Raw genomic sequence first — 20,590 nt, forward strand, 5'->3', positions numbered from 1 at the left:
CGCGCCTTTTTCTTCAGTTTCTCAAACCTCTTAATGGACCCCAGAGAAGCCTATCGGATAAGGGTAGCCTCAGATCCCTTCACGATCAGGGGAAAAACACTCTTTACCATGACGTGGATTGAGGGATCGAAGTATAAGTCCTCCATATTCTCATTCGATGGTTCGAGGGTAGAGAGGCTGACCTTCACGGGATCAGAACGACTGGGAAGGATCTACGACAACTCTTTCTACTACGTCCAAAATAGAGAAGGGAAGGACAGGTTAATCGTGGTGGAGGCGGGAAAGGAACCTAGGCAGTTGTTTGAAGCGTGCAATATCAAGAAGTTCATGCCCACTCGAGACGGATTGCTCGTTATGGCCCAAGAGTGTGCAGATCTCAAGTCCCCTTACTACGCGAGGAAAGTGAAGTACAAGTTTGATGGGCGTGGACTGCTAAGGACACGTGACTCCCTCTACTACGTGGGAGAGGAATCGAGGAAGTTGGTGAGTGGAGAGTTCGATGTCGTGGATTTCTCTCACTCGGGAGGGAGGACAGTAGTTGTCACGACTGAGGGAGACGACGACGTTGGACTCCAGGATGTCTACGATCTCGATTTGAACACTGGAGAAAGAAGGAAGGTGACCGACGGTTCAGGAATCGTACTGGCAGTGGCACTTTCTCCTTTAGGGGAACTCGCTTACCTTGGCCATAGAAAGGGAAAGGCACCTTGGGCCTCTAATGAGGTTATCTTCCCTGAGAGGGGAAGGAGTTACTTATGTGGAAACAATTGCGGTAGCAAGGTCCTTTCCGACCTCTTCGATTCTACTACAGACAAACTGCAGTGGACAGATGCCATCTATGTAGTAGGGCAAATAGGTGGAGACGCCCTTCTCTTTAGGATAGACGACAAGCCCGAGGAACTGACAGAGCGTGGAATGAGCGTGAGGGGATTCGACGCCTCAGATGAGCTGGCATTGGTTTACAGTACTCCCCAGAAGCCTTCATTGCTCAAGTTCCACAGCGACTACGATCCGAATCCAGGCGTCAAGGGACTCTCCCCTATCAACGTTAAGGTTGGGCAGATCGAGGGTTGGTTAATAGAAGTGTCCAAGGACGCCCCGACCATCCTCTTCGTCCACGGCGGCCCTCACATGGCTTACGGGTCAGCCTACTTCGTGGAGTTCCAATTCTTCGCCTCCAACGGCTTCAATGTGGCGTACGTTAACCCTCGGGGGAGTCAGGGCTACGGTGAGGAGTTCGCGAAGGTCTGTGTGGGAGATTGGGGTGGAGGTGATATGAATGACCTCATGAACTTCGTTTCTCACCTAAGGGACAAGGAGGGGTTAAAGGGTAAGTGGGGAGTTACCGGAGGTTCCTACGGTGGCTTCATGACCAACTGGATAGTCACCCACTCCAACCAGTTTTCAGCTGCTGTGTCAGAGAGGGGGATATCGAACTTGCTCAGTATGTGTGGAACCAGTGATATCGGTTTCTGGTTCAACGCGATCGAAAGCGGGATAGACGACCCGTGGAGTCCAGAAGGTATAAGGAAGTTGATGGAGATGTCTCCAATTACATATGTGTCTAGGGCGAATACGCCCGTGATGCTGATACATGGCGAAGAGGACTATAGATGTCCTATAGAGCAGGCTGAGCAGTTCTTCGTTGCTCTGAAAAGGAAAGGTGTAGAAGCTGTACTTGTTAGGTATCAAGGAGATGGGCACGAGCATGCTAGGAGGGGGAGGCCAGAAAATATGGTAGATAGACTTGAGATCAAATTAAAATGGTTTAGAGAAAAACTTAATAATAATAAAAAGGAAAAATAAAGGAATTAATAGTAATACCCTCCCGACGAACTCCCAGAGGATGAGCTGCTAGGCGAGGTAGTGGCCGGTAAAGTGAGCACCCAGGGTACTGGCTTAACGAATATCAGGTTTATTACGACACCGTCTCCTAGTAGTATTGGAACGTGGAATATGTACGTCTTCCCGTTCCAAGTCCACATGTTAGCTCCTTGATCTGGAGTTATCATCACTGTGATGAATGGTTTGCTGGCGGTGTAAGAGAAGGTTACATTGCCATTTATTGCATAGGCGAAGACGATGGAAGGAACTTGTCCTGCCTCAGGAGCAGTGACGTTCTGCGGCGCATAGAATACCACGGAGAAGTTGTAGTCGCTCAAACTCCCCGAAGGTGTGGTTATGGTGGTTCCGGGCTGTATTACAACCCACGTGTTCCCCGCATCCACTACGCCTCCCTGAGTTCCGTTAATCTGATACGTGTATGCAGCTATGGGGGTCAAACCGTAGGCCTCCCCTATCTTCACGTATGTCTGAGTGGGTATGTGTCCTATGGGATGGTTAGCAGATTCGAATACCCATATCACCGGCTTGAAGAAGACTGTATTGACCATAACGTCCTGACCATATATCCAGACGTCTGGGAACTTATATGAACCACCAGTGTAGACTGTTCCATTGAAGCTTCCACCAAACCACGTCCACGAGGTCCAAGTTGATGGAGCCCCCATGACGACGGTTATGACGCCATCCGGAGCCCCAGAGGCGTTGACTAGAGATATGGTCGGAGTTATTTGACCATCAACCTCGAAAGCGTAAGCAAAGAGAGGCGTTAGGTAGGGCTGTAGACCTGGGTAACTAACTCCCTCCATGCTGAAAGTCACCAAAGAGAAGTTGTACAGGTCCTTCATCGATCCCCCCACTTCTGCATAGGTTCCAGGCTTCACTATCGCTATTAGGTTGCCTACTTGGAGGACAGCGCCCTGAGTCGCGTTAACTTGGACTGTCTGAATTCCATTTACTATAAACGTCGGTGTGTTGGTGTATCCAGGCGCGTCGGAACTGAGTGGAACCATGGAGGAACTCATCGTTTCGCTGACTATCTGCCATCTTGCTGTGGTAGTGTTGTACTGCAGGTTCGCGGTGACATTTAAGTGAATGTCGTATATCATAGGGAAGTTGGGCTGTCCCGCGGCTACAAAGCCAATGAACGCACTGTCGTTAGCCGTCACTATGGCCTGTGCTTGGGAGGGCGATAGAGTCACCGATACCATGGGTCCTACTGTAGAACCGTTGGGGAGCAGGTTCTGTGCATACATCACCGCGAAAATAAAGTAAGTGTCCCACTCTTGGAATAACCTGGTGATATTGGAGCCTGTGTAGCTACCTGTCTTGAAGACAGGGGGTAGGGAGCCTGACAAGGTCAGTGTAGCTCCTGGAGCGAAGCCAGACGATATTACGTTGGCAGGGAACTCGGCCCCCATCGCGTTCAGTTGGGATAGAACTAGCTCGGTTGCCTGAGCTGCTTGCATCGAGTGTTGAGAGGGATAACCCGCTATCACAGTGGAAGGCGGAACTTCATTTCCTATCCACGTTAAGTGAGTTATCTTTCCGTTGACCACCTCTACAGTTACAGATGCGTTGAATACCTGAAGCAGAACTGGGTCGTTTAGGGGAGCCACGAAATACTGTACTACTGCAGAAATGGTGTAGACGTTACCGCTCCTGGAGAAGGTTGGCAATGCAGTGGTATAGAAGTAAACCGTCTCATACGTCCCGAAGAACTGGGAGAGCCAAGAGCTATTGAATGTGTTTAACGTGTATGTGCCAGGGAAGGGGACGCCTGTAATGTTTGCGGTGAAGTTCGACGCCAAGAACGGTGTTACGTCTTCCGGCGACTCTATTGCTATCCCATCAAGCATCTGAAAGAATGAGGATAATGACGTTCCTAGTGTGGAGGCATTGACTGACTGCAGGGCATTGTACTTTTGTTGTAAGGCCGCGTAAGCTGACTCAAGCGAAGCGTACTCTGAGGAAAGTTGAGAGTAAGAGGAGTTAAGTGACTTGTAATTTGACTGCAGAGAACTGTAAGATGAGCTGAGCGACTGATACTTCGCCATTAGCGAGTTGTAGGAGCTCATTAGGGACTGGTACGAACTGTTGAGTGAACTCAGCTTCGATTCTGTGGAGTTTACCTGAGTGGAGAGGGAACTTATCTGGGACTGAAGTGAAGAGACCTTTCCGAGGGTCATTCCATACTCTACGAACCCTATTGCTGCTACTACCACTAAAATCACGAGTATTACCCCGAAAACTACCGTCTTCGTGTCCATGTTCTCTACCATCGAGCGTAAGACTACACCATATAAACTTTTTCCAAGATTTAACACATCAATGACTCTATTTGATGTGATGGAGAACCATTTTTTTCAAATAACTGACAATCTGGGGGTATGTGACCTGTTGTTCTGATATTGGTAGAATGGATTATATATCTTATATTTAAATTGAATAAAAATTTAAAAGTAAACTTCTTTTTTATTTTCTGATATTCTGCTTTGGTCAACTTCTTTGGTCCAAGAAGAATTACTCCCCCAATTTTAGAGTAGGAAATTCGCGAAGTCGAATTAGGTAATGAAAGAACGAACCAAGCACATCTTCTACCGAACGATGTCTCATTCCTCTATTCGGAACCACTTCCATGTTAACCAACGAAAGGATGGCATTCACAGTCAACATGTGGTCTCACCGCAGCCTGGTGAAGGTAATCGAGAGTGAACTACTTCGCCCCTATGGACTACATGCTTGCGGCGAGAATTTCCTGCACCTCCGAGCGACTTCGATCCTCATTTGTAGTGGAGTTTCCATAGAGTCCGTTCCGTGGTGCCCAGCGACCTAGTTGTCTCCTCGAGTTCGAATGTAGAAGTTTTTCCACGAGAGGTTTCCTCGAGGAGGAGTTGCGCCCACTTAACTCCTTACTTTTTAATTCGCGCTACTCTTGACTTAGCTCCCTACGCGAGCTAGTTGCGTGAGTTCCCGTTGGTTCAAACTGTATGGTAACGTGATTAATGCCGTAACTGGTCAATAGCCTCTCCACTTCCGTCCTCTTCTCCTCCAATTGGCTTAGGGTCGATTTCGGATCCTCTTCAGCGTGGAGGGTCGCAATTATCATGTGATCACATATGGTCCACACGTGAACATGATGAACCCCAGGAAGGATAGTCCTAATTCGATTCTCCACTTCCTCAACATCTACAGGGGACCTCTCCATCAGAACATTGAAGGATGTCCTGAGAGAGCCAAAGTTCAGGATAACGAAAAGTAGTGCCAATGCTGCAGAACAAAGGGGATCAAGATAGAACTGTCTCGTTAGCAAAATAACGAGGCCGGCAAGTGCGCCCACTGCATACTGTATGAAGTCCGAGATGGAATGAAGCACCAACGCCTTCTGTTCAAGTCCACCCTTACCTCTCGTAATAGGGGCTATGAGAAGGGCCGCGGCGGTCGAGAGAATTAGTGTTAATGTCGGAATGTCATGTATCCCAAGATCCAAGAAAAGAAGGGAGATCCCTACTGAGGCGACGCTTCCAATTATGACTGCCCCACCGTTCGCTAAGGCAGAAAATATCTCCAAACGATGTAGGCCGTATGTGTAGAGACGCTGATCTTTTATGGAGACTAGGGCCAGCGAGGAAAAGGAGATTGTAAGTGCGTCTAGCAGAGAATCAAACGACTCAGTTAGGAGAACGGGACTCCTCCCGTAGAACGAACCAAATACCAGTGTGAGGAAAACGCACCAGTACAGAATAGCTCTCGTAGATCTCAACCGATCCCAAGAATAGTCGGGACGGTGTGGTTTATACTTATCTCAAATCCTGCTTGAAGTTGTTCTTCGGAGCTTCACAACTTCTTGAAGGTCAAGCGCGTGAGCCAGTAGATCGACTTGAGTACACCTACAGTGTTGTTGAGATTAAGTGTCGAATACTTCAGGGAGGATTCGCCCTTGGTGTCTCTCAGTTCCTTAAACACCCATTCTATGCTATCAAACACCCTATCTATCATGTACTGTACCAACCGCTGGGCCACCTTGTTTCCCAGTCCTCCCGTGAAAGTAGGTATAGAGTCCCTTATGACCTTCAAGTTCCATCTCCAGCTTATGTAGAGCAGGTCCCAGTACCTAGCCGGAAGTTTCTTTAAAGAGGGAAACGGATTGTCCCGGATCATGGTGTTACCCATTGGTACCACTGGAAGTGGAAATATGTAGGTCTTGAATCCGTGGTCAATTATTGACTCCACCAACCTTATACTTTCCTCTACGTCTTGGTCGTTTTCTTCTGGGTAACCTATAGTCATCGTGTAGCAAGGGTAAATGTAGCTCTCGTTCATCACTGCTGTCGCCTTTATCACCAGATCTCCCCAGTCCCCAATACTCCACGGAAAAGCCTTCGCCCTCATGTACTTACGAAGGATCTTTTCACTCCCAGTCTCCAGTCCTACAACTGGAGCCGCGGCCCTCACCCTGTCGTATCTAGAGATCTCCGCCATGGATTTAACCGTCTTTGGACTGTCCATCACCGCACCTATTGATATGTGAGGAAACCAAGCACCATCCATACCGGCGGACATGGTAGTCTGAAACAGCTTCACTACAGCGTCATGATTCACCCTTAGCTTACTGGATCCATAAAGGAGGATATCGTCAGTGACGAACTCAACCCTCTCCGCACCACCGCGCTTATTGACCTCAATCTCCTTTTGCACGTCCTCGAGCGGAATCGATAAGAAGGTGTCGGGAGTTATGGAACAGAACCAACACCCTCTAGGACATCCACGAGTAACCTGCACCTCTCCCAGTCGCGCGGGATTGACAATGGTCGGTATTTCACTAACCTTAGGCTTCCTACCCTTCACCGCTGGCGGTGGTGTTCTACCCTCCAACACCGACTTTACTAGGGGGGGAAAGTCTAGCTCACCGTGGCCGTAGAATAGCGTGTCTATCCAGACAGGTCTCTCTTTCTCCAATTGCCAAACTCCAGGTCCACCCACTATGACCTTGAAGCCGTACTTTGCCTTCAATTTCATTACTTCCTCTCCTAACTCCCTAAAGAGCTCGGCAGTCCACGTAGGTCCCCCACCGAACAGCATGGAAAGTTTCATGCTCACCGGCTCAAGGCCTAGGGGATCGTGAACCGTCAATCCCAACACCTTTGTCTGAGGGGACACTACGTGCTTGAGTTCGTCTGGGGGAGTCACATATACTTCGTCCTCTGAGAAGCCTGCTCTCAATAGGGAGGCCTCCACTTTCCTGAGGGCATAAGGAGCGACTACAGCCTTTCCTCCCCTTGACTTGACCCTGGGAGTGAAGAAGACCTTCACGAAGGCCTGTGGAACTAGCCTGCTGGGCATGCAAGCTACATAACCCATTACGCTGGAGCCACCGTAGTCGGTGAAGGAACCTCTATCTGCGGTAAGAACGACTGTAGCACCCATAAACCTTCATTTACGTGAAGAAGTAATAAATTTCCACATAAGGTGGTATAAACAACAACTTACACAGAAACAGTGAGCGAGGGGAATGTAAATGCTAGTTTAGCTAACTAAAGATTTATAAATTCATTTCTAGTCATAAAGAGTGGGAAAGTCCCATAAAGCCCTTTCGAGTAAGAGGCTCATCTCCAAGAACCGATTCAAGCCGAGTCGAAGCGGCCTAAGATAGCAAGCACCTCAAGAACTTAAGGACATGTACGCGAAGCTAGAGAAGCGGTTCGCCTGCAACTACCACGTCATCGTGATGAGGGACATACGAGTTAAACAACTGTTCTACAAGTCCTTAAGATCTATGAGAAAGAGATTACGATAGGTCTCCCTTCCACGAACTTGGAACTGTGACGAAGTATAAGGTAGGGAAGTACTGTGAGAGGTTTAATCCTGGTAGATCCTAAACACACTTCGAGGAATTGTGCCAGATACAGCTGACTTCCTCCCCGCCCTGGAAGGGACGAGGGTTCCCTCCCAGAGGGATCGTCGTTCCCACCACCGGTTCGGGTTTACATGTCTCGTTTGGTGGGCAGTCGAGTGGATCAGAGATCCACTCCCATTTGAAGAGGAGGGGACTTTCATCGCAAAGCTCTAGTCCCTTAAGGGAGAAGAGAGACGATGGTTGCTCCTCCCACAGTCCCATTAAACCTTCGATCGAGCTGGGGAGGAGCGTCGTTAGTACCACTAAGAGAAATTTCACAAAGAAGTATTTAAATATATAAGGGGGCTATCCATCCCCGCCGTGAAAGGCGAGGCTTTCCGCCCCCTTAACCCCAATTTTTGTAACTTGAAGGAAAGACCTAACTTTGAAAGATCACGCCTCCACAAATGCCTTGTGAGGTCGGGTAGCTGACCAGAACTACAACGGTCCTCTTAACGTCCTGAAGAGGTCGGAGATAAGGCAGCTCTCATTGGAGCTCTGCCCTCTACCGTTAAGCAAGGTGGGGGCAATGAGGAGGAAGCCCCGCCCATGGAGACGGGGTAATTAAGTCTGACATAAGCCTCCATTAGCGGCCATGCCAAACCAACTCGTGGGGGCTTTCTAAAAAGGGGTGGATGAGCAGGAAGTTTTCGAGGGAGTCAAGTAAGGGGCCTGTCATCCCTTCTCGATATTTAACCAAGGCCTTTCCCGAGCTCCCCTCCCAAGATAGGCACTCATTTTAAATAACAGAGACAACTCAATTTAATCTAAGACAGTAAAGTAATCCCCCATCTAAGTTAAGCTAGAGTCTAGCATCCCCTTTGGAACTTTAGGTTAAGAGGCCATCCACGAGTAGAGCAGCCAGGCACCCTTAGAGCCTCATAGCTCACTTAGGCTGTTCGGTTACAGAGATAATATCTAGAGCCTCAGCGTAGAGAAATCCCAAAATCACCCATCCAAAGAACACGTCCTGAATAGACTTGGGTATTTCAGGTAACGAGAATAAGAGAACCCATACAGAGACTCCAGTCGCCACCAATGCTACGCTAAGCTCCACTACTCTCTTCCATCCCTTCATCAGAGACATTCTAAGCAAGGAGAAGTTGGCCGACAAATGTATTAAGATGTTACAGAATCCAGCTAACGCTCCAAGAGCGAGGAACGTGTAGTAAATTCCGAGCCCCAAGGCCATCAAAGTGATCGTTGCCACGAATATTCCACCTACAACGCCTTCGGCCAAGAACGGTCGACCCTTGGTCTCCTTAGAGAAAATGTAAGGAAACCTGCGATCCTCCGCCATTGCTTTAAGTGTTCTAGAGCCGGCCAGCACATAAGCCATACCCCCCATCACCCCGTCGCTAAGTGCTACGAAACCTAGCCCCAACGTCCCTAATGGACCCAATCGCTGAAGAATGTAATCCACGAGATTTCCGGTGAAGCCTATCTCTCCTAGACCGTAGAAGAATAAGGTGGCCAAAACTCCACCAACTAACAACACCGCTATCGCAGCCCTGCCTATAGTGGTTTTAGCGTTCTGTGCTTCACCTCCAAGCGGTGCTATGGAGCCATAGCCGGTAGGTATTCCTAGACCAAATATAACAGCTGCTGCTAGTTTGGTAGGAAAGGAGATTGGATCGTAGAAAGCCCACCCAGACTCGTGCATGAAAAACAAGGATAGTCCTATTAACACCGCCATCTCCACTGTGGACATAACTAAAGCATAAGTAGCGGAAGTTCTAACACCTGCCAAGACCAAGGAAATGGCTAAAATCGAAACACTTAGCGCTAACACCCATTGTGCAACCCCAGTCGTCACGTACAGCACGTAGGCCCCACCAGCCAAGAGAGTACCTCCGTAAGAAAGGGCATAGAGAAGGTAGCTCCATCCCGTTTCCAGTCCCAACCTCGATGTGAGGGAATAAAAGGCGTAAACGTAGTATCCACCTCCTCGCTTAAATCTCTTTGAAAGGTAGTAAACTACAAGTCCGTTAAACAACACAACTATTGTAGCGATGAGCATTGCGAAGGACGCTGCCCTTCCGGCCTCGGCCACCATGACTGTCCCAAAGGTGAGAAGGGATATGAAAGGGGCTTGCCCCCCAAACGAGAGGAAGAAGAGCTCGCGAAAACCCAACTTTCGTGAGTTATGGGGGACTACCCTCTCTTTTTCCATTATCGATAATACGAGTGTACAATGAATTTATGCGTTATGTGTCCTGTTCGCTGGTGCATTTCAGCCCAAACTTTAAGATCAGTGGAAAGACATTTTCCTTGAGATGTCCAGGTTAGCATTCGTCCTTTACACAGACCCAGAACAAAGGAGCGAGTTGGTGAAGGCTCAACACGCCCTTCAAGCGGCTATTCAGCTCAAGAGGAAGGGTCACGATGTTAAGGTATTCTTCGACGGTCTTGGGGTAAAGGTGCCCTTGCACGAGAAAACAAGGGAACTTGTAGACGAGGCTATGAAGGAAGGTATCGTAGCAGGAGCGTGCGGATACTGTGCCTCGCCACCTCACGTTAACGTGACAGAGAAGGTGAGAAAGGCTGGCCTCCAACTCGTCGGGGACGAGAGTCGTCATAGGGACATCTCTATGTTTATGGACGAGGGATACCAGCTTGTTATAGTCTGACTTCCTTCCACGCTGGTGATTAATGTAGATTCGGTTAGTCGGTTTTCAAATCCAACTTGAGATTACGCCGCGATAAGTGATGGAGCTCAGAGCTGCTTTAGGAGACTCTTGAGTACGAGAAATATTGATTTCCCTGTCAGACAAAGGAGGAATGACATCAGCATGATTAGACATTAACTTCAATACTGGAAAGCGAGGCCCCGTTCTTCCGATTTCTATTCGAACAACAGAGACCTTTTCACGAGGGTAGTTTACTTCATGAAAGATCTTTTTAAATGTGAGCGATGAGTAGTTATTATGGTGAGCATAGTGGACCTGGTAAAGAAGGAACTGGCCAAACAGGTAAGCGATCTCACTAGAGAGTTCTACGAGGAGGTGTATCCACCTGTGGATCTCTACGAGGAGGGAGGTTACCTCACAGTTAAAGCCGACTTGGCCGGGTTCAAGAAAGAGGACATCAACGTGAGGGTCGTGGGACAAGATACGCTTGTAATTTCTGCATCTAGAGAGTCTAAAAAGCAGGGAGTAGAATACCTGACCCAAAGGCCAAGGAAAGTGGAGAGGCACGTCAAACTGCCAGTGAAGGTGGCAAAGGACGCTGAGGTGATCGGTAGGTATGAGGATGGTGTGCTCACGCTGAGGATACCAGTCGAGGGCGCAGTGAAGGTCAAGATCGAGTGAAGACGAAGGACAATCCTAACAATGCAAGTAGAATTGAAAGGACTTCGTCTCTTGTCAAAACGTAAAGGACCACCGCTCCCACCATTACAATCTGCGGAAGATAGTTCCTACTCCTTTTGCTTCCTACAATTACGGGAGTTCTTCTCTGGGTCAAGAGGGACAGCCTGAGACGGTTCGTTAAAGTGCTTACTACATCCCTGACCTCCTCTTCCATGGCCTCTCTAGCTAGTCCCTCGTCCTCTAAGAATTGGGTAAGGACTCCTATGAAGTCGAAGCTCGGATCTATTGTCCTACATATTCCCTCCAACTCGTTAGTCATCCTCATGTAGAGAACCATCTTCTGAGGTAACCTCAAAGGAAACTTGTAAAACACTTGATCGGCCAGCTTCATGAAGTCCTGTAGCTCCATCTCGTCCACCTGTATTCCTTGCATTGACTTCATGAAAAGGCCTATGCCCTCTGCCAGAACCTCCCTATCTGCCTCTGGCTGGATAGCACCTAGTTGATCTAAAATTCTGACTAGACCGTACGGGTCTTGTCTTATCAAGTTCACATACGCCCTCACCAAGTTCCTCCTAGTGATTCTATCGAGTGAGCCGACCATTCCGAAATCGTAAAGTATTAAGTTACCTTCTTTATCCACTGCCAAGTTGCCTGGGTGTGGGTCAGCATGGAACAATGGTTTCTCCAATAACATGGTCATGAACACTTGGAATATCCGGTACGCGAGTTCCCTTCTATCCACAACTTTGGACGCCTCATCTGAAGTGACTTTATAGCCAGGTAGATACTCCATAACTAAAACGCGTTTTGTGGCCCTCACCACCTTGGGGGTCCTGATCCTGCTGAAGTCGCTGAGTTCGTCGGTTATCCTTTTAATGTTCTCAGCTTCCTTCACATAATCCATCTCTTCGAATATCCTCTTGGAAAAGTCGTCAACTATCACCTTGACCGACTCTACTAAAGAAGTGTCAAAAACGAACCTAAGATAGGGCAACAGGGCCCTAACTATCGCAATGTCCTGCTCCACCAACTTTCTGACATCGGGCCTAAGCACCTTTATGGCGACTTCTCTGCCATCTCTCAATCTCCCCACGTGGACCTGTCCCAAACTGGCTGAAGCTATGGGGACTTCCTCCACACTATCTAGATCAGGAACGTCATTAATTATAGCACCCTTAACCCTTTCGAAAGGCTCTGGTGTGACTTCGTCCTGGAGTCGTTGGAGCTCCTTGAGGTATGGCTCGGGCATAACATCGGCCCTGACGGACAGAAGTTGCCCAAGCTTAATGAAAGTCGGACCTAACTCCATTATGGAGTCCACGAACTTCTTAGCCTCTCTCCTCATCTCTTCCTCCGAAGGTTGCTTGTCGTTTAGTATGTCTCTTCTGAAATCTCTGTACCTCAAGACTCGAGGGAGCATCTTCTCGATTATCTTCAGGGTTCTTCCGACAGGCAACATATGCCTCTACTTATTTAACACGACCGTAAAAAGTAATTAGAAATGTTGTCTCACTGTTTACTTATGCAGCGGGCAGAATTTATATGGACGACGAAACTTAAAAGATTCACAGTTGACAGTTTTCCAGTATTCCACGTTCAGGGGAATATCTTAACTGGATGGGGGCGTTTGCCTCTTATGGAACCCTCTTATGGAACTAGGAACTTAGGAAATGCTAGAGAAATGGGCTTCGTAGGGAAGTCAATAGAGAAGAACCAATAATACCGCCGAAAGCTCACCAAACAACTTGTCCTCACGTTAAGCTAACCTAGTTACCATCGTAAACGGGGTCCATAAGAGGGTTAGACTCTACCGTGAACTACGCCGTCCTTACGGAAGGGACGTCCTCGCCTCGAAGATCTCCTCCTTCCTGAGGAAACCTCGATCCTCCTTCACCATAGCGGAGGTCCAGAGGGGCCTTCTGAAACTCACCGCGTGGAAGAGGGGTTAAGGAAGGTAGTTTTTCCACAGACTTCAGTTCCCCAGTCCCGAGGATACAACTAGCTTTTACAGCCGAGGTCTAATAATTGTGGTCCAGATCTGGCATAAAATCGATTTAAGCTGCATTTTCACCACTGGTTCCAATTCCTCCACCACTGCTACCCTTCTAGTTCTCTCAAGTGCCTTCAGAATTAGCCTCTTTGGCAAGGGTACGGGGGTAGAAAGCTTAAGGATCGACGCTTTAATTCCCATGTCCTCCAAAGTTTCTTTCACGTAAACGTACCCTATACCGGAGGCCAAAACCAACACTTCACCTTCTCCCTCGAGCTCGCTCATCTCTTCCACCGCTTCCTTTGCCACCTCCCACCTCTTCAGCTGCTCCTTTCTGTTCCTCCTTGCATTCTCTGGAACTAACACATACCTAGAGGGGTCCTTTCTGGACTTTCCTCTCACTGGCTCAGCAGGAGCGAGTAGTTCAACCGGTTCCCTGACATGGCTCACCCTAGTGTTCGTCCTCAACATTACAGGTTGCTTAAGTCGAGCACTGAGCTCGAATGCCTTGAAAGTAAGTTGATGAGCACTCTTAGGATCGTATGCTTCGACAATTGGGATAAGGAATTGTAGCGCGAAGTACCTATTGTCCTGCTCGTTTTGAGATGACCACATCGAAGGATCGTCGGCCGACACTAGAACCAGGGCTCCTTCAACACATGTATAGGAGGAACTTGAGATAGCGTCGGCGGCCACATTGAGTCCCACATGTTTCATCGAGGCCATGGCGTAGGCTCCCGTGATAGCTGCACCGTAGCTTGTCTCGTAAGCCACCTTCTCGTTAGTGCTCCACTCAATGTAGACCTCCTTACTAAACTTAGGGATAGACTCCAAGATCTCAGTGGAAGGCGTGCCAGGATACCCGGTTGCGACAGAGACGCCTGCTGCCACAGCCCCAGCGGCTATAGCTTCGTTACCTAAAACGAGCCTGATCTCTGTCTTCATTCAACGGTCGCAACGATTTAAACTTTATAAATATTCGTTGGATGAGTTATCCTCAATGTTAAAATTTAACACGTGCAACATGAACAAGTATACGCCATTTCCCTTTTAAAGCAATATCGACCAAGCTGAGGGCATGAACAGGAGAAACGCATGGACCGAGTTCAAAAGGGAGGTTATGAAGGGAGAAGGGAAGTGGATTCCAAGAAGGCTTGAGAGGGTGAGGAAGTTAATAGAGCAGGACCCTAACGTGAGCATGGTTAAGTGTGCTGGTATCCTAGAGACGGACGCAGTGGTACTCAACAGGTACATCTTCAGCCTCATGAGACTCAGGGTCGGACCTCAACCACCTAAGTCTACCGCTAACATACTAACGCCGGACCAAGGAACATCGTGAGCTATTACCTTAGCTCCGTTAAGACCTGAAGCGCCAAGGGCCACGTAGAGGGGCCTTAGCAGTCCTTCAGGTTGAGCTGCATTCCATTCTGGCCTAGACTCCAGATCCAATACCGATGGATCTCCTCGTTCAAGTGCTTCAATTAGGATCGAGTCAAACTTAGATTTCTTCGGGGGTGTCTTGAAGTACATCAGATCGAGTCTGTGGGTAGGAGATCCTGTAGCGAGGAGGAGTACTCTTCTCCCGGCTGAGGCTAGAGCAATCGCCTTACCCAAAGCTAGGTGCTCACTTATTGGGCCAGTCGTGATGGAGATCGCTACCGCCTTAACGCCCTCTGGAAACATGTACATTAGGGGGATCCACGCACCATGATCTAGTCCCCAGCTCTCATCTTCCCTCACCGGTACACCTTCACTCTTGGCCCTTCTAACTATATCCTTCGCGAGTTTAACGTCATTCTGAGCAGAGTAACAGTATTGATACAACTCCGCTGGGAAACCGTAGTAGTCTTGAATGCACTCCAATTTCTCCTGTATTTCCACTAAGTGTACACCGTCCCAAGAGACGAAATGAGGACTGACCACGACTACAGTCTCAGGATCAATGCTCGTCTTAATTTCCTTTCCTAGTCTCGATAGAACACCCTTCCAAGCTACATCCTCCACCAGAATAGTAGGTGAACCATGTGAGGCAAATATACTCCGCATGAGACTAAATGTTCCCCTAAGGAAAATAAGAGAGTAAGTGTAGTGGAGTAAAGTGTCAAACGTGAAAATTTCTTAAGCCTCGCTACTTCTCTCCGCACTCTCAACTCATCGTTTTATTGTGAGTTATACCATATCCACTGGTGGACCTAGGGTCTTCTGAAGCCTTAACGACACACTCAACTCCTGTCCTGGGTGTTTACGTAGTTCAGTACCTCTCATTAACGCAAGGAGTTACAAAGGACCGAAAGCCTCGCCCTTCAGGGCGGGGAGGAAGTCATAGACGTGTTGTACTCAGGATTGCGAACGACCCTGAGATATGACAACCAGACCCCTTACCGTTAATGTGTGTGATCATAAGAGGGGAGAAATTAGAGGAAAGTATCGGTACCTGAAAAGTTAGGTTAGTCTAGAAGTCAATGAGAGAGCAATGTTCTCACCTTCTCAGCTTCGTAGACGGGTAGACTACAGGTGTTACCTACACAGACATAAGCCCTGGAACCAGTGCCGTAAGAGAGCATTGCCCTCAAGGGAGGTGGGAGTTCGTCCTTCCTGTCAGGTGTAACTCTTTCCACCAACTTCAGAGGGTGGTAAATGGAGAGAGCAGATCTGTGAAGCGAATCGGCCTTGGAGTCTCCCTCATCAATCACGACCACGTGAGCCGCTCCCCTCAGGATAGCGTCAAGTGATCCTGCTACACCCGCATAAAAGGGGGGATTAGTGAGTATCCTGGAAGTTATCACCTTTGCGATAGAAGGGTCAAACTCGACCTTACCTCCTATCCACAACTTGATCCACGTCTTGAGAGCTATGGAGTTGGGGGACTCGTTCGGAGTATCAGCCATCGTCACTTCGTCGGAACGTGCAGAGTCCACGAAGCCTTGCGAGGTCTTGAAGGAAAATAGCCTGTCCCACACCCTGAGGGCCGAGTCTAGGTAATTAATGCGACCTGTCACCTCATACGCTGATAGTAAGGCCGACGCCGAGGCGGCGTAGTCTTCCATGAGGGGTTCTCCTCCACCTAATCTCCTTCCTGCGGAATTCAACTTATCGATCACTCCTAAAGCCTCCCTCGCACCTTGCCCTAGAATCACGCTTGTAAGCAATAGGGCTTCTCCGATTCTCGAGTTCGTGTAAGTGTAAAGGTTGTCGTCCACGTTAGGCTTCTTTCTACTCTCCTCCCTGTACTTACGAAGTCTTTCCCTAAGTTCGCTCAACTTCTTTTGGGCCTCGAACTGGTCTGTGGATAGTCTCCTGGTTAGCTCGTAAAGGCTAGCAGACCTTTTCAGGACTTTCCTTCCCTCGACCTCTGGTGACGCTCTAAAAGAAAATAACCAAATCCCTAATTGAAAGTCATCTCCTAGGGCTTCCTGAAGCTCACCCTCTGTCCATGTGTAATACTTTCCCTCCACTCCCTCACTATCGGCGTCTAAACTGTTGGCGAATCCACCCTCGACCTTCATATCCCTCAGGAGAAAGGATGAAGTCATAGAGATGCAATCAAGGAACTCAGGATCCTTTGTCTCCAAGTAAGCGCTAAAGTAGTCTAGGAGGAGCTCTGCGTTATCAACCCCGAGTTTCTCGAAGTGAGGAACCCACCACTCCCTGTCTACGGAGTACCTATGGAAGCCTCCTCCTACTTGGTCGAATATACCACCGAAGTACATCTTAGTTAGAGTGAAGGAGACCAACTTCCTGTAGGAATTGTCACGTGTTCTGAACCACTGGGAGAGCAGTAGCTCATCTACAGTGGGGTGAGGGAATTTCATGCCGTTCCCCAAACCTCCCTCTTCAAGGTCAAAGTTGGAGATGATGAAGTTGATCACCTGGTCTACGACTTCGGGTGTGGGTTCAAGCTCCTCAACCTCCCTCGACTCAGCGAGAAAGCGGACTACGGTGTTGGCAGCTACGTTCAACTTCTCTCTCTCTTCTTTCCAGATCTTCACTATCTGCCATAGGAGCCTCTTGAAACCAACTTTACCGTACATGTCCTCGGGAGGAAAGTAGGTTCCTCCGAAGAACACTTTACCTTCTGGCGTCAAGAAGGCCGTGAGAGGCCAACCTCCCTCTCCTGTCATGGCAGACACGGCCTGTTGGAGCTTCCTGTCCACGTCGGGCATCTCATCCCGATCAACCTTTATCGGAATGAAGTACTCGTTGAGGATCCTAGCAACCTCTGGATCGGAGTAATTCTGTTGGTCCATCACGTGACACCAGTGACACCAGGAGGCTCCTACGTCAACTAGGATTGGCTTATCCTCCTCCTTAGCCTTTCTAAATGCCTCTTCAGACCAAGTGTGCCAGTCGACCGGCTGATCTGCACTTTCCCTTAGATAGGTACTCGTAGCGTTGGCTAACCTGTTCACGATAGACCAATGGACTTCGCACTCTAAAAAGGTAGTCTTAATACTGCACCCACCGAGCCAACTCCCTCAACTGAGGACCATTAATTGCCCTCCCACGGATCACGATGTACTCTAGGTTATCCGGCCTCAGGTCGGAGGGATCTTCTACCTTCTTAAACAAAGCCAAGTCACCCCACTTACCTACCTCCAGCGAACCTCCCCTCAGTCCTAAGCAAAGGGCTGCGTCAAAGGACGCTGCCCTAAGAGCTCCCTCTAATCCCAAGAACTTGGCCAGAAGGACGATCTCCCTGTAGTTCTCTCCATGTCTACGACTTGAGGAACCCACGTAGTCCGTACCAGCAATTATGGTGACTCCATTATCCCTCGCTATCTTCACATCTTCCTCCATATGTTTCCTGATCAGTTCGCTTCTAGCCTTTCTGACCTCCTCGTTCATTTTTCTAACCTCCAGGCCCACCTCGTAGGTGGCGAGAGTGGGCACGTAGCAGATACCTTTCCTCGCCATTTCCTTCGCTAACGACTCGCTCAGTCCCAATCCATGCTCTATTGTATCGGCCCCTGCGTCCAAGGCGTTCCCTATTGCCTCCTCCCCGTAGGCGTGCATGGCCACCTTCAGGTCCGCCCTGTGGGCTTCATCAACGATAGCCCTGAGCTCCTCTAAGGTGAAGGCAGGTTTGATCTTTCCCCCCGACGAGAAAGCCCCTGAGGCGTAGACTTTTATAACGTCTGCTCCCTGCCTTACACATTTCCTCACGGCCTTTCTACACTCCCATGGGGAGTCGCAATAGAACGAGTAAGAAATGGATTGTCCCATTTCCAGCGGCAAATCCCTGGGATCGTCGTTTCCTCCAGTCTCAGCTATGGAGTAACCAGAGGCGACTATCCTTGGGCCAAGTAACCTACCTTCTTCAATGGCCTCAGCAAGTCCCAGTGCACACTTACTTCCCAAGTCCCTCACTGTAGTGAAACCAGCAGACAACAGTCTAATGGCGTCACCTACGCTCCTCGCAGTCGCTAACGTCTCAGGCACTAAATTCCATTCCAGGAGCCTATCCTCCTTCACTCCAAAGAAGTGAACGTGAGCGTCAATTAGCCCCGGTAGAATAACGTAGTCCCCGGAGAGGCTCTTCTCTCCATTTGAACGACCCACTCTTTCTATCTCACCGCGTTCTACCCTCACCTCAACGTCCTCCCTAAATGACCTCCCGTCGAAGGCTTTCCCCGATACTATCACCGAGTCCACAAGGGAATTCGAAAACTAAGGTATTTAGTCACACATCCCTTATCCTCATTCTTTTACGACCTATCGTAAGTCTTTTTAGAGACGGTGAGAGAGCTACTTGATGATGATTAACAAAGACGTGGAAGTGATTGGGTTAGCCACAGTAGTGGGTTTCTCGATTTTTGCAACGTTTCCACTGACAAGACATACAAACTTAGACCAGAGAAAGGTGGAATTACTTAACGGGGCGGCCATGGGAGTCCTGATATACCTATTGATGGATGTGTTCTCTGGAACCTACTTGCTGGTCGGGGAGAGCGATCCTCTGCCAGAAACTATCCTCCTTTTGGGGATTGTTCTCTCGTACTTAGGATTTCACCTACTTTCCTCGGTCAGGCCGAGGAGGGTGGGTCAGGCCTATCAATCAGCTCAACATGTGTCAACTCTGATAGCCTTGGGTATAGGACTACAAAACTTAACGGAAGGTTTGGCGCTGGGAGGATCCTTCAGATTGGGACTCTCCTCCATAGTGTTACCCTTAGTGGTGGGATCTACCCTGCAGAACGTGACAGAAGGCTTCCCAATCTCGGCCCCTTTCCTCACAGAGAGGCAGAAGCCAGCGGCCAAAACAGTCGGAGGACTTTACCTCTTGGGAGGGGCGCCTACTCTAATTGGCGCAATTTTCTCTTACTTAGCGGCCTCCACCATCCTTGTGGCTTCCTTCAACGGAATAGCCCTAGGAAGTATAATATACGTCTTGATGGAGATGTACAGAGGAACTGTAAAAAGGACCCAACATTTAGGTTTGAGTCCTCACCTTACCTCAGTTGGATTGGTTTTGGGATTCACCGTGGCTTTCCTAGTCAACATGTTTCCATAAGAACGGGATTACGTGCGCTTGATAGAAAGACTTATATAGTACAGTGTAGAAAGATTTATAAATGGAATGGCTTATTCTTTTAGTTTCGAATGGAGGTGAGGGAGTTGACTGAAGAGAAGTCGGAAGGAACTTTGCAGCCTTGTCCACAGGACAAGATAGTATTCGACTACGAAAGAGGAGAGTACATCTGTGAAGAGACCGGTGAGGTAATAGAGGACAAAGTAATAGATCAAGGGCCCGAGTGGAGGGCCTTCACTGCTGAGGAGAAGGAAAAAAGAAGTAGGGTAGGTGGACCTCTCAACCAAACGATACATGACAGAGGTCTCTCGACTATGATAGATTGGAGAGATAAGGACGCCATGGGTAGGTCTTTGGAGCCTAAGAGAAGATTGGAAGTCCTAAGGTGGAGGAAGTGGCAAATCAGGGCGAGAATTCAGAGCAGTGTAGACAGGAACCTAGCTCAGGCCATGAATGAACTGGAGAGGATCGGTAACCTGTTGGGCCTCCCCAAGTCTGTCAAAGACGAAGCGGCCACCATATACAGGAAGGCGGTGGAAAGGGGACTAGTTAGGGGGAGAAGTATAGAGAGCGTGGTTGCGGCCTCCATATACGTTGCCTGTAGGAGATTAAAGGTGGCCAGGAGCCTCGACGAGATAGCCCAGTACACTAAGGCTAACAGGAAAGAGGTCGCTAGATGTTATAGGCTGTTGCTGAAAGAGTTGTCCATTTCCGTGCCAGTTAGTAACGCTCGGGACTACATAACTAGAATAGGGGCACTACTCAACCTCAGCGGGGCATCTATGAAGTATGCTGCAGAAATCTTGGAGAAGGCCAAGGATATGGGACTGACAGCTGGGAAGGACCCAGCTGGATTGGCAGCCGCTGCAATATATATAGCGGCGTTGCTTCATGACGAGAGGAAGACACAGAAGGAAATAGCCCAGGTAGCTGGTGTTACGGAAGTCACGGTGAGGAATAGATACAAAGAGCTAGTTCAAGAGCTTAAATTAGAAATTCCACAACAGTAGAATTTATTG

Annotated in this window: 16 protein-coding genes; 6 read left to right on the top strand and 10 right to left on the bottom strand. The window is 48.8% G+C overall.

Features of this window, described 5'->3' with window-relative positions; translation table 11 throughout:
* The first annotated feature begins 33 nt into the window (after window positions 1-33).
* Window positions 34-1,806, top strand: a complete 1,773-nt coding sequence (locus tag HS1genome_RS11165) for a S9 family peptidase (protein WP_126451122.1) — start codon at window positions 34-36, stop codon at window positions 1,804-1,806.
* A gap of 5 nt (window positions 1,807-1,811) precedes the next feature.
* Here the strand turns inward: HS1genome_RS11165 and HS1genome_RS11170 are convergent, their stop codons facing one another.
* The 5 genes from HS1genome_RS11170 to HS1genome_RS11190 all read right to left on the bottom strand — a co-directional run bounded on the left by HS1genome_RS11170 (window position 1,812) and on the right by HS1genome_RS11190 (window position 9,911).
* Window positions 1,812-4,112 (bottom strand): hypothetical protein, encoded by a 2,301-nt coding sequence (locus HS1genome_RS11170; protein WP_126451123.1) that lies wholly within the window; start codon window positions 4,110-4,112, stop codon window positions 1,812-1,814.
* A gap of 659 nt (window positions 4,113-4,771) precedes the next feature.
* Window positions 4,772-5,605: a cation diffusion facilitator family transporter gene (locus HS1genome_RS11175; protein WP_126451124.1), complete on the bottom strand. Its 834-nt coding sequence runs from the start codon at window positions 5,603-5,605 to the stop codon at window positions 4,772-4,774.
* Window positions 5,606-5,679: 74 nt separating this feature from the next.
* A complete protein-coding gene (locus tag HS1genome_RS11180) occupies window positions 5,680-7,269 on the bottom strand; it encodes a B12-binding domain-containing radical SAM protein (protein WP_126451125.1) in 1,590 nt (529 codons plus the stop codon).
* Window positions 7,270-7,717: 448 nt separating this feature from the next.
* Entirely contained in the window at window positions 7,718-8,002 is a 285-nt protein-coding gene (locus tag HS1genome_RS12915) for a hypothetical protein (protein WP_126451126.1), read from the bottom strand.
* Between the two features lie 622 nt (window positions 8,003-8,624).
* Complete coding sequence (locus HS1genome_RS11190; protein ID WP_126451127.1) at window positions 8,625-9,911, bottom strand: APC family permease; 1,287 nt, start codon at window positions 9,909-9,911, stop codon at window positions 8,625-8,627.
* Between the two features lie 103 nt (window positions 9,912-10,014).
* Between HS1genome_RS11190 and HS1genome_RS11195 the strand changes: the two genes are divergently transcribed.
* Entirely contained in the window at window positions 10,015-10,368 is a 354-nt protein-coding gene (locus tag HS1genome_RS11195) for a DsrE family protein (RefSeq protein WP_126451128.1), read from the top strand.
* Window positions 10,369-10,674: 306 nt separating this feature from the next.
* Complete coding sequence (gene hsp14 / locus HS1genome_RS11200) at window positions 10,675-11,049, top strand: archaeal heat shock protein Hsp14 (protein WP_170166200.1); 375 nt, start codon at window positions 10,675-10,677, stop codon at window positions 11,047-11,049.
* Here hsp14 and HS1genome_RS11205 read toward each other — a convergent pair.
* On the bottom strand, window positions 11,036-12,511 hold the full coding sequence (locus HS1genome_RS11205; RefSeq protein WP_229768192.1) for an ABC1 kinase family protein: 1,476 nt from the start codon (window positions 12,509-12,511) through the stop codon (window positions 11,036-11,038). The two genes, hsp14 and HS1genome_RS11205, sit on opposite strands and share 14 nt — an antisense overlap.
* A gap of 546 nt (window positions 12,512-13,057) precedes the next feature.
* On the bottom strand, window positions 13,058-13,987 hold the full coding sequence (locus HS1genome_RS11210) for an indolepyruvate ferredoxin oxidoreductase subunit alpha (protein ID WP_126451129.1): 930 nt from the start codon (window positions 13,985-13,987) through the stop codon (window positions 13,058-13,060).
* Window positions 13,988-14,120: 133 nt separating this feature from the next.
* Here HS1genome_RS11210 and HS1genome_RS11215 point away from each other — a divergent pair, with 133 nt between their 5' ends.
* Window positions 14,121-14,381: a hypothetical protein gene (locus HS1genome_RS11215; protein WP_126451130.1), complete on the top strand. Its 261-nt coding sequence runs from the start codon at window positions 14,121-14,123 to the stop codon at window positions 14,379-14,381.
* On the opposite strand, the gene HS1genome_RS11220 is transcribed toward HS1genome_RS11215, so the two are convergent.
* The 3 genes from HS1genome_RS11220 to HS1genome_RS11230 form a co-directional block, all read right to left on the bottom strand.
* A complete protein-coding gene (locus HS1genome_RS11220; RefSeq protein ID WP_126451131.1) occupies window positions 14,327-15,088 on the bottom strand; it encodes a dioxygenase family protein in 762 nt (253 codons plus the stop codon). The two genes, HS1genome_RS11215 and HS1genome_RS11220, sit on opposite strands and share 55 nt — an antisense overlap.
* Window positions 15,089-15,501: 413 nt before the next feature.
* Window positions 15,502-17,454, bottom strand: coding sequence for a thioredoxin domain-containing protein (locus HS1genome_RS11225; protein ID WP_170166201.1), 1,953 nt, complete (start codon window positions 17,452-17,454; stop codon window positions 15,502-15,504).
* A gap of 34 nt (window positions 17,455-17,488) precedes the next feature.
* On the bottom strand, window positions 17,489-18,694 hold the full coding sequence (locus HS1genome_RS11230; protein WP_229768191.1) for a metal-dependent hydrolase family protein: 1,206 nt from the start codon (window positions 18,692-18,694) through the stop codon (window positions 17,489-17,491).
* A gap of 100 nt (window positions 18,695-18,794) precedes the next feature.
* Between HS1genome_RS11230 and HS1genome_RS11235 the strand changes: the two genes are divergently transcribed.
* Entirely contained in the window at window positions 18,795-19,553 is a 759-nt protein-coding gene (locus HS1genome_RS11235; protein WP_126451133.1) for a ZIP family metal transporter, read from the top strand.
* 89 nt (window positions 19,554-19,642) lie between these two features.
* Window positions 19,643-20,581 carry a transcription initiation factor IIB gene (locus tag HS1genome_RS11240; RefSeq protein WP_126451134.1) on the top strand — a complete coding sequence of 313 codons (939 nt, stop codon included), beginning with the start codon at window positions 19,643-19,645 and terminating at the stop codon, window positions 20,579-20,581.
* Window positions 20,582-20,590 lie beyond the last annotated feature (9 nt).

It is taken from the genome of Sulfodiicoccus acidiphilus (assembly GCF_003967175.1).
GTDB lineage: Archaea > Thermoproteota > Thermoprotei_A > Sulfolobales > Sulfolobaceae > Sulfodiicoccus > Sulfodiicoccus acidiphilus.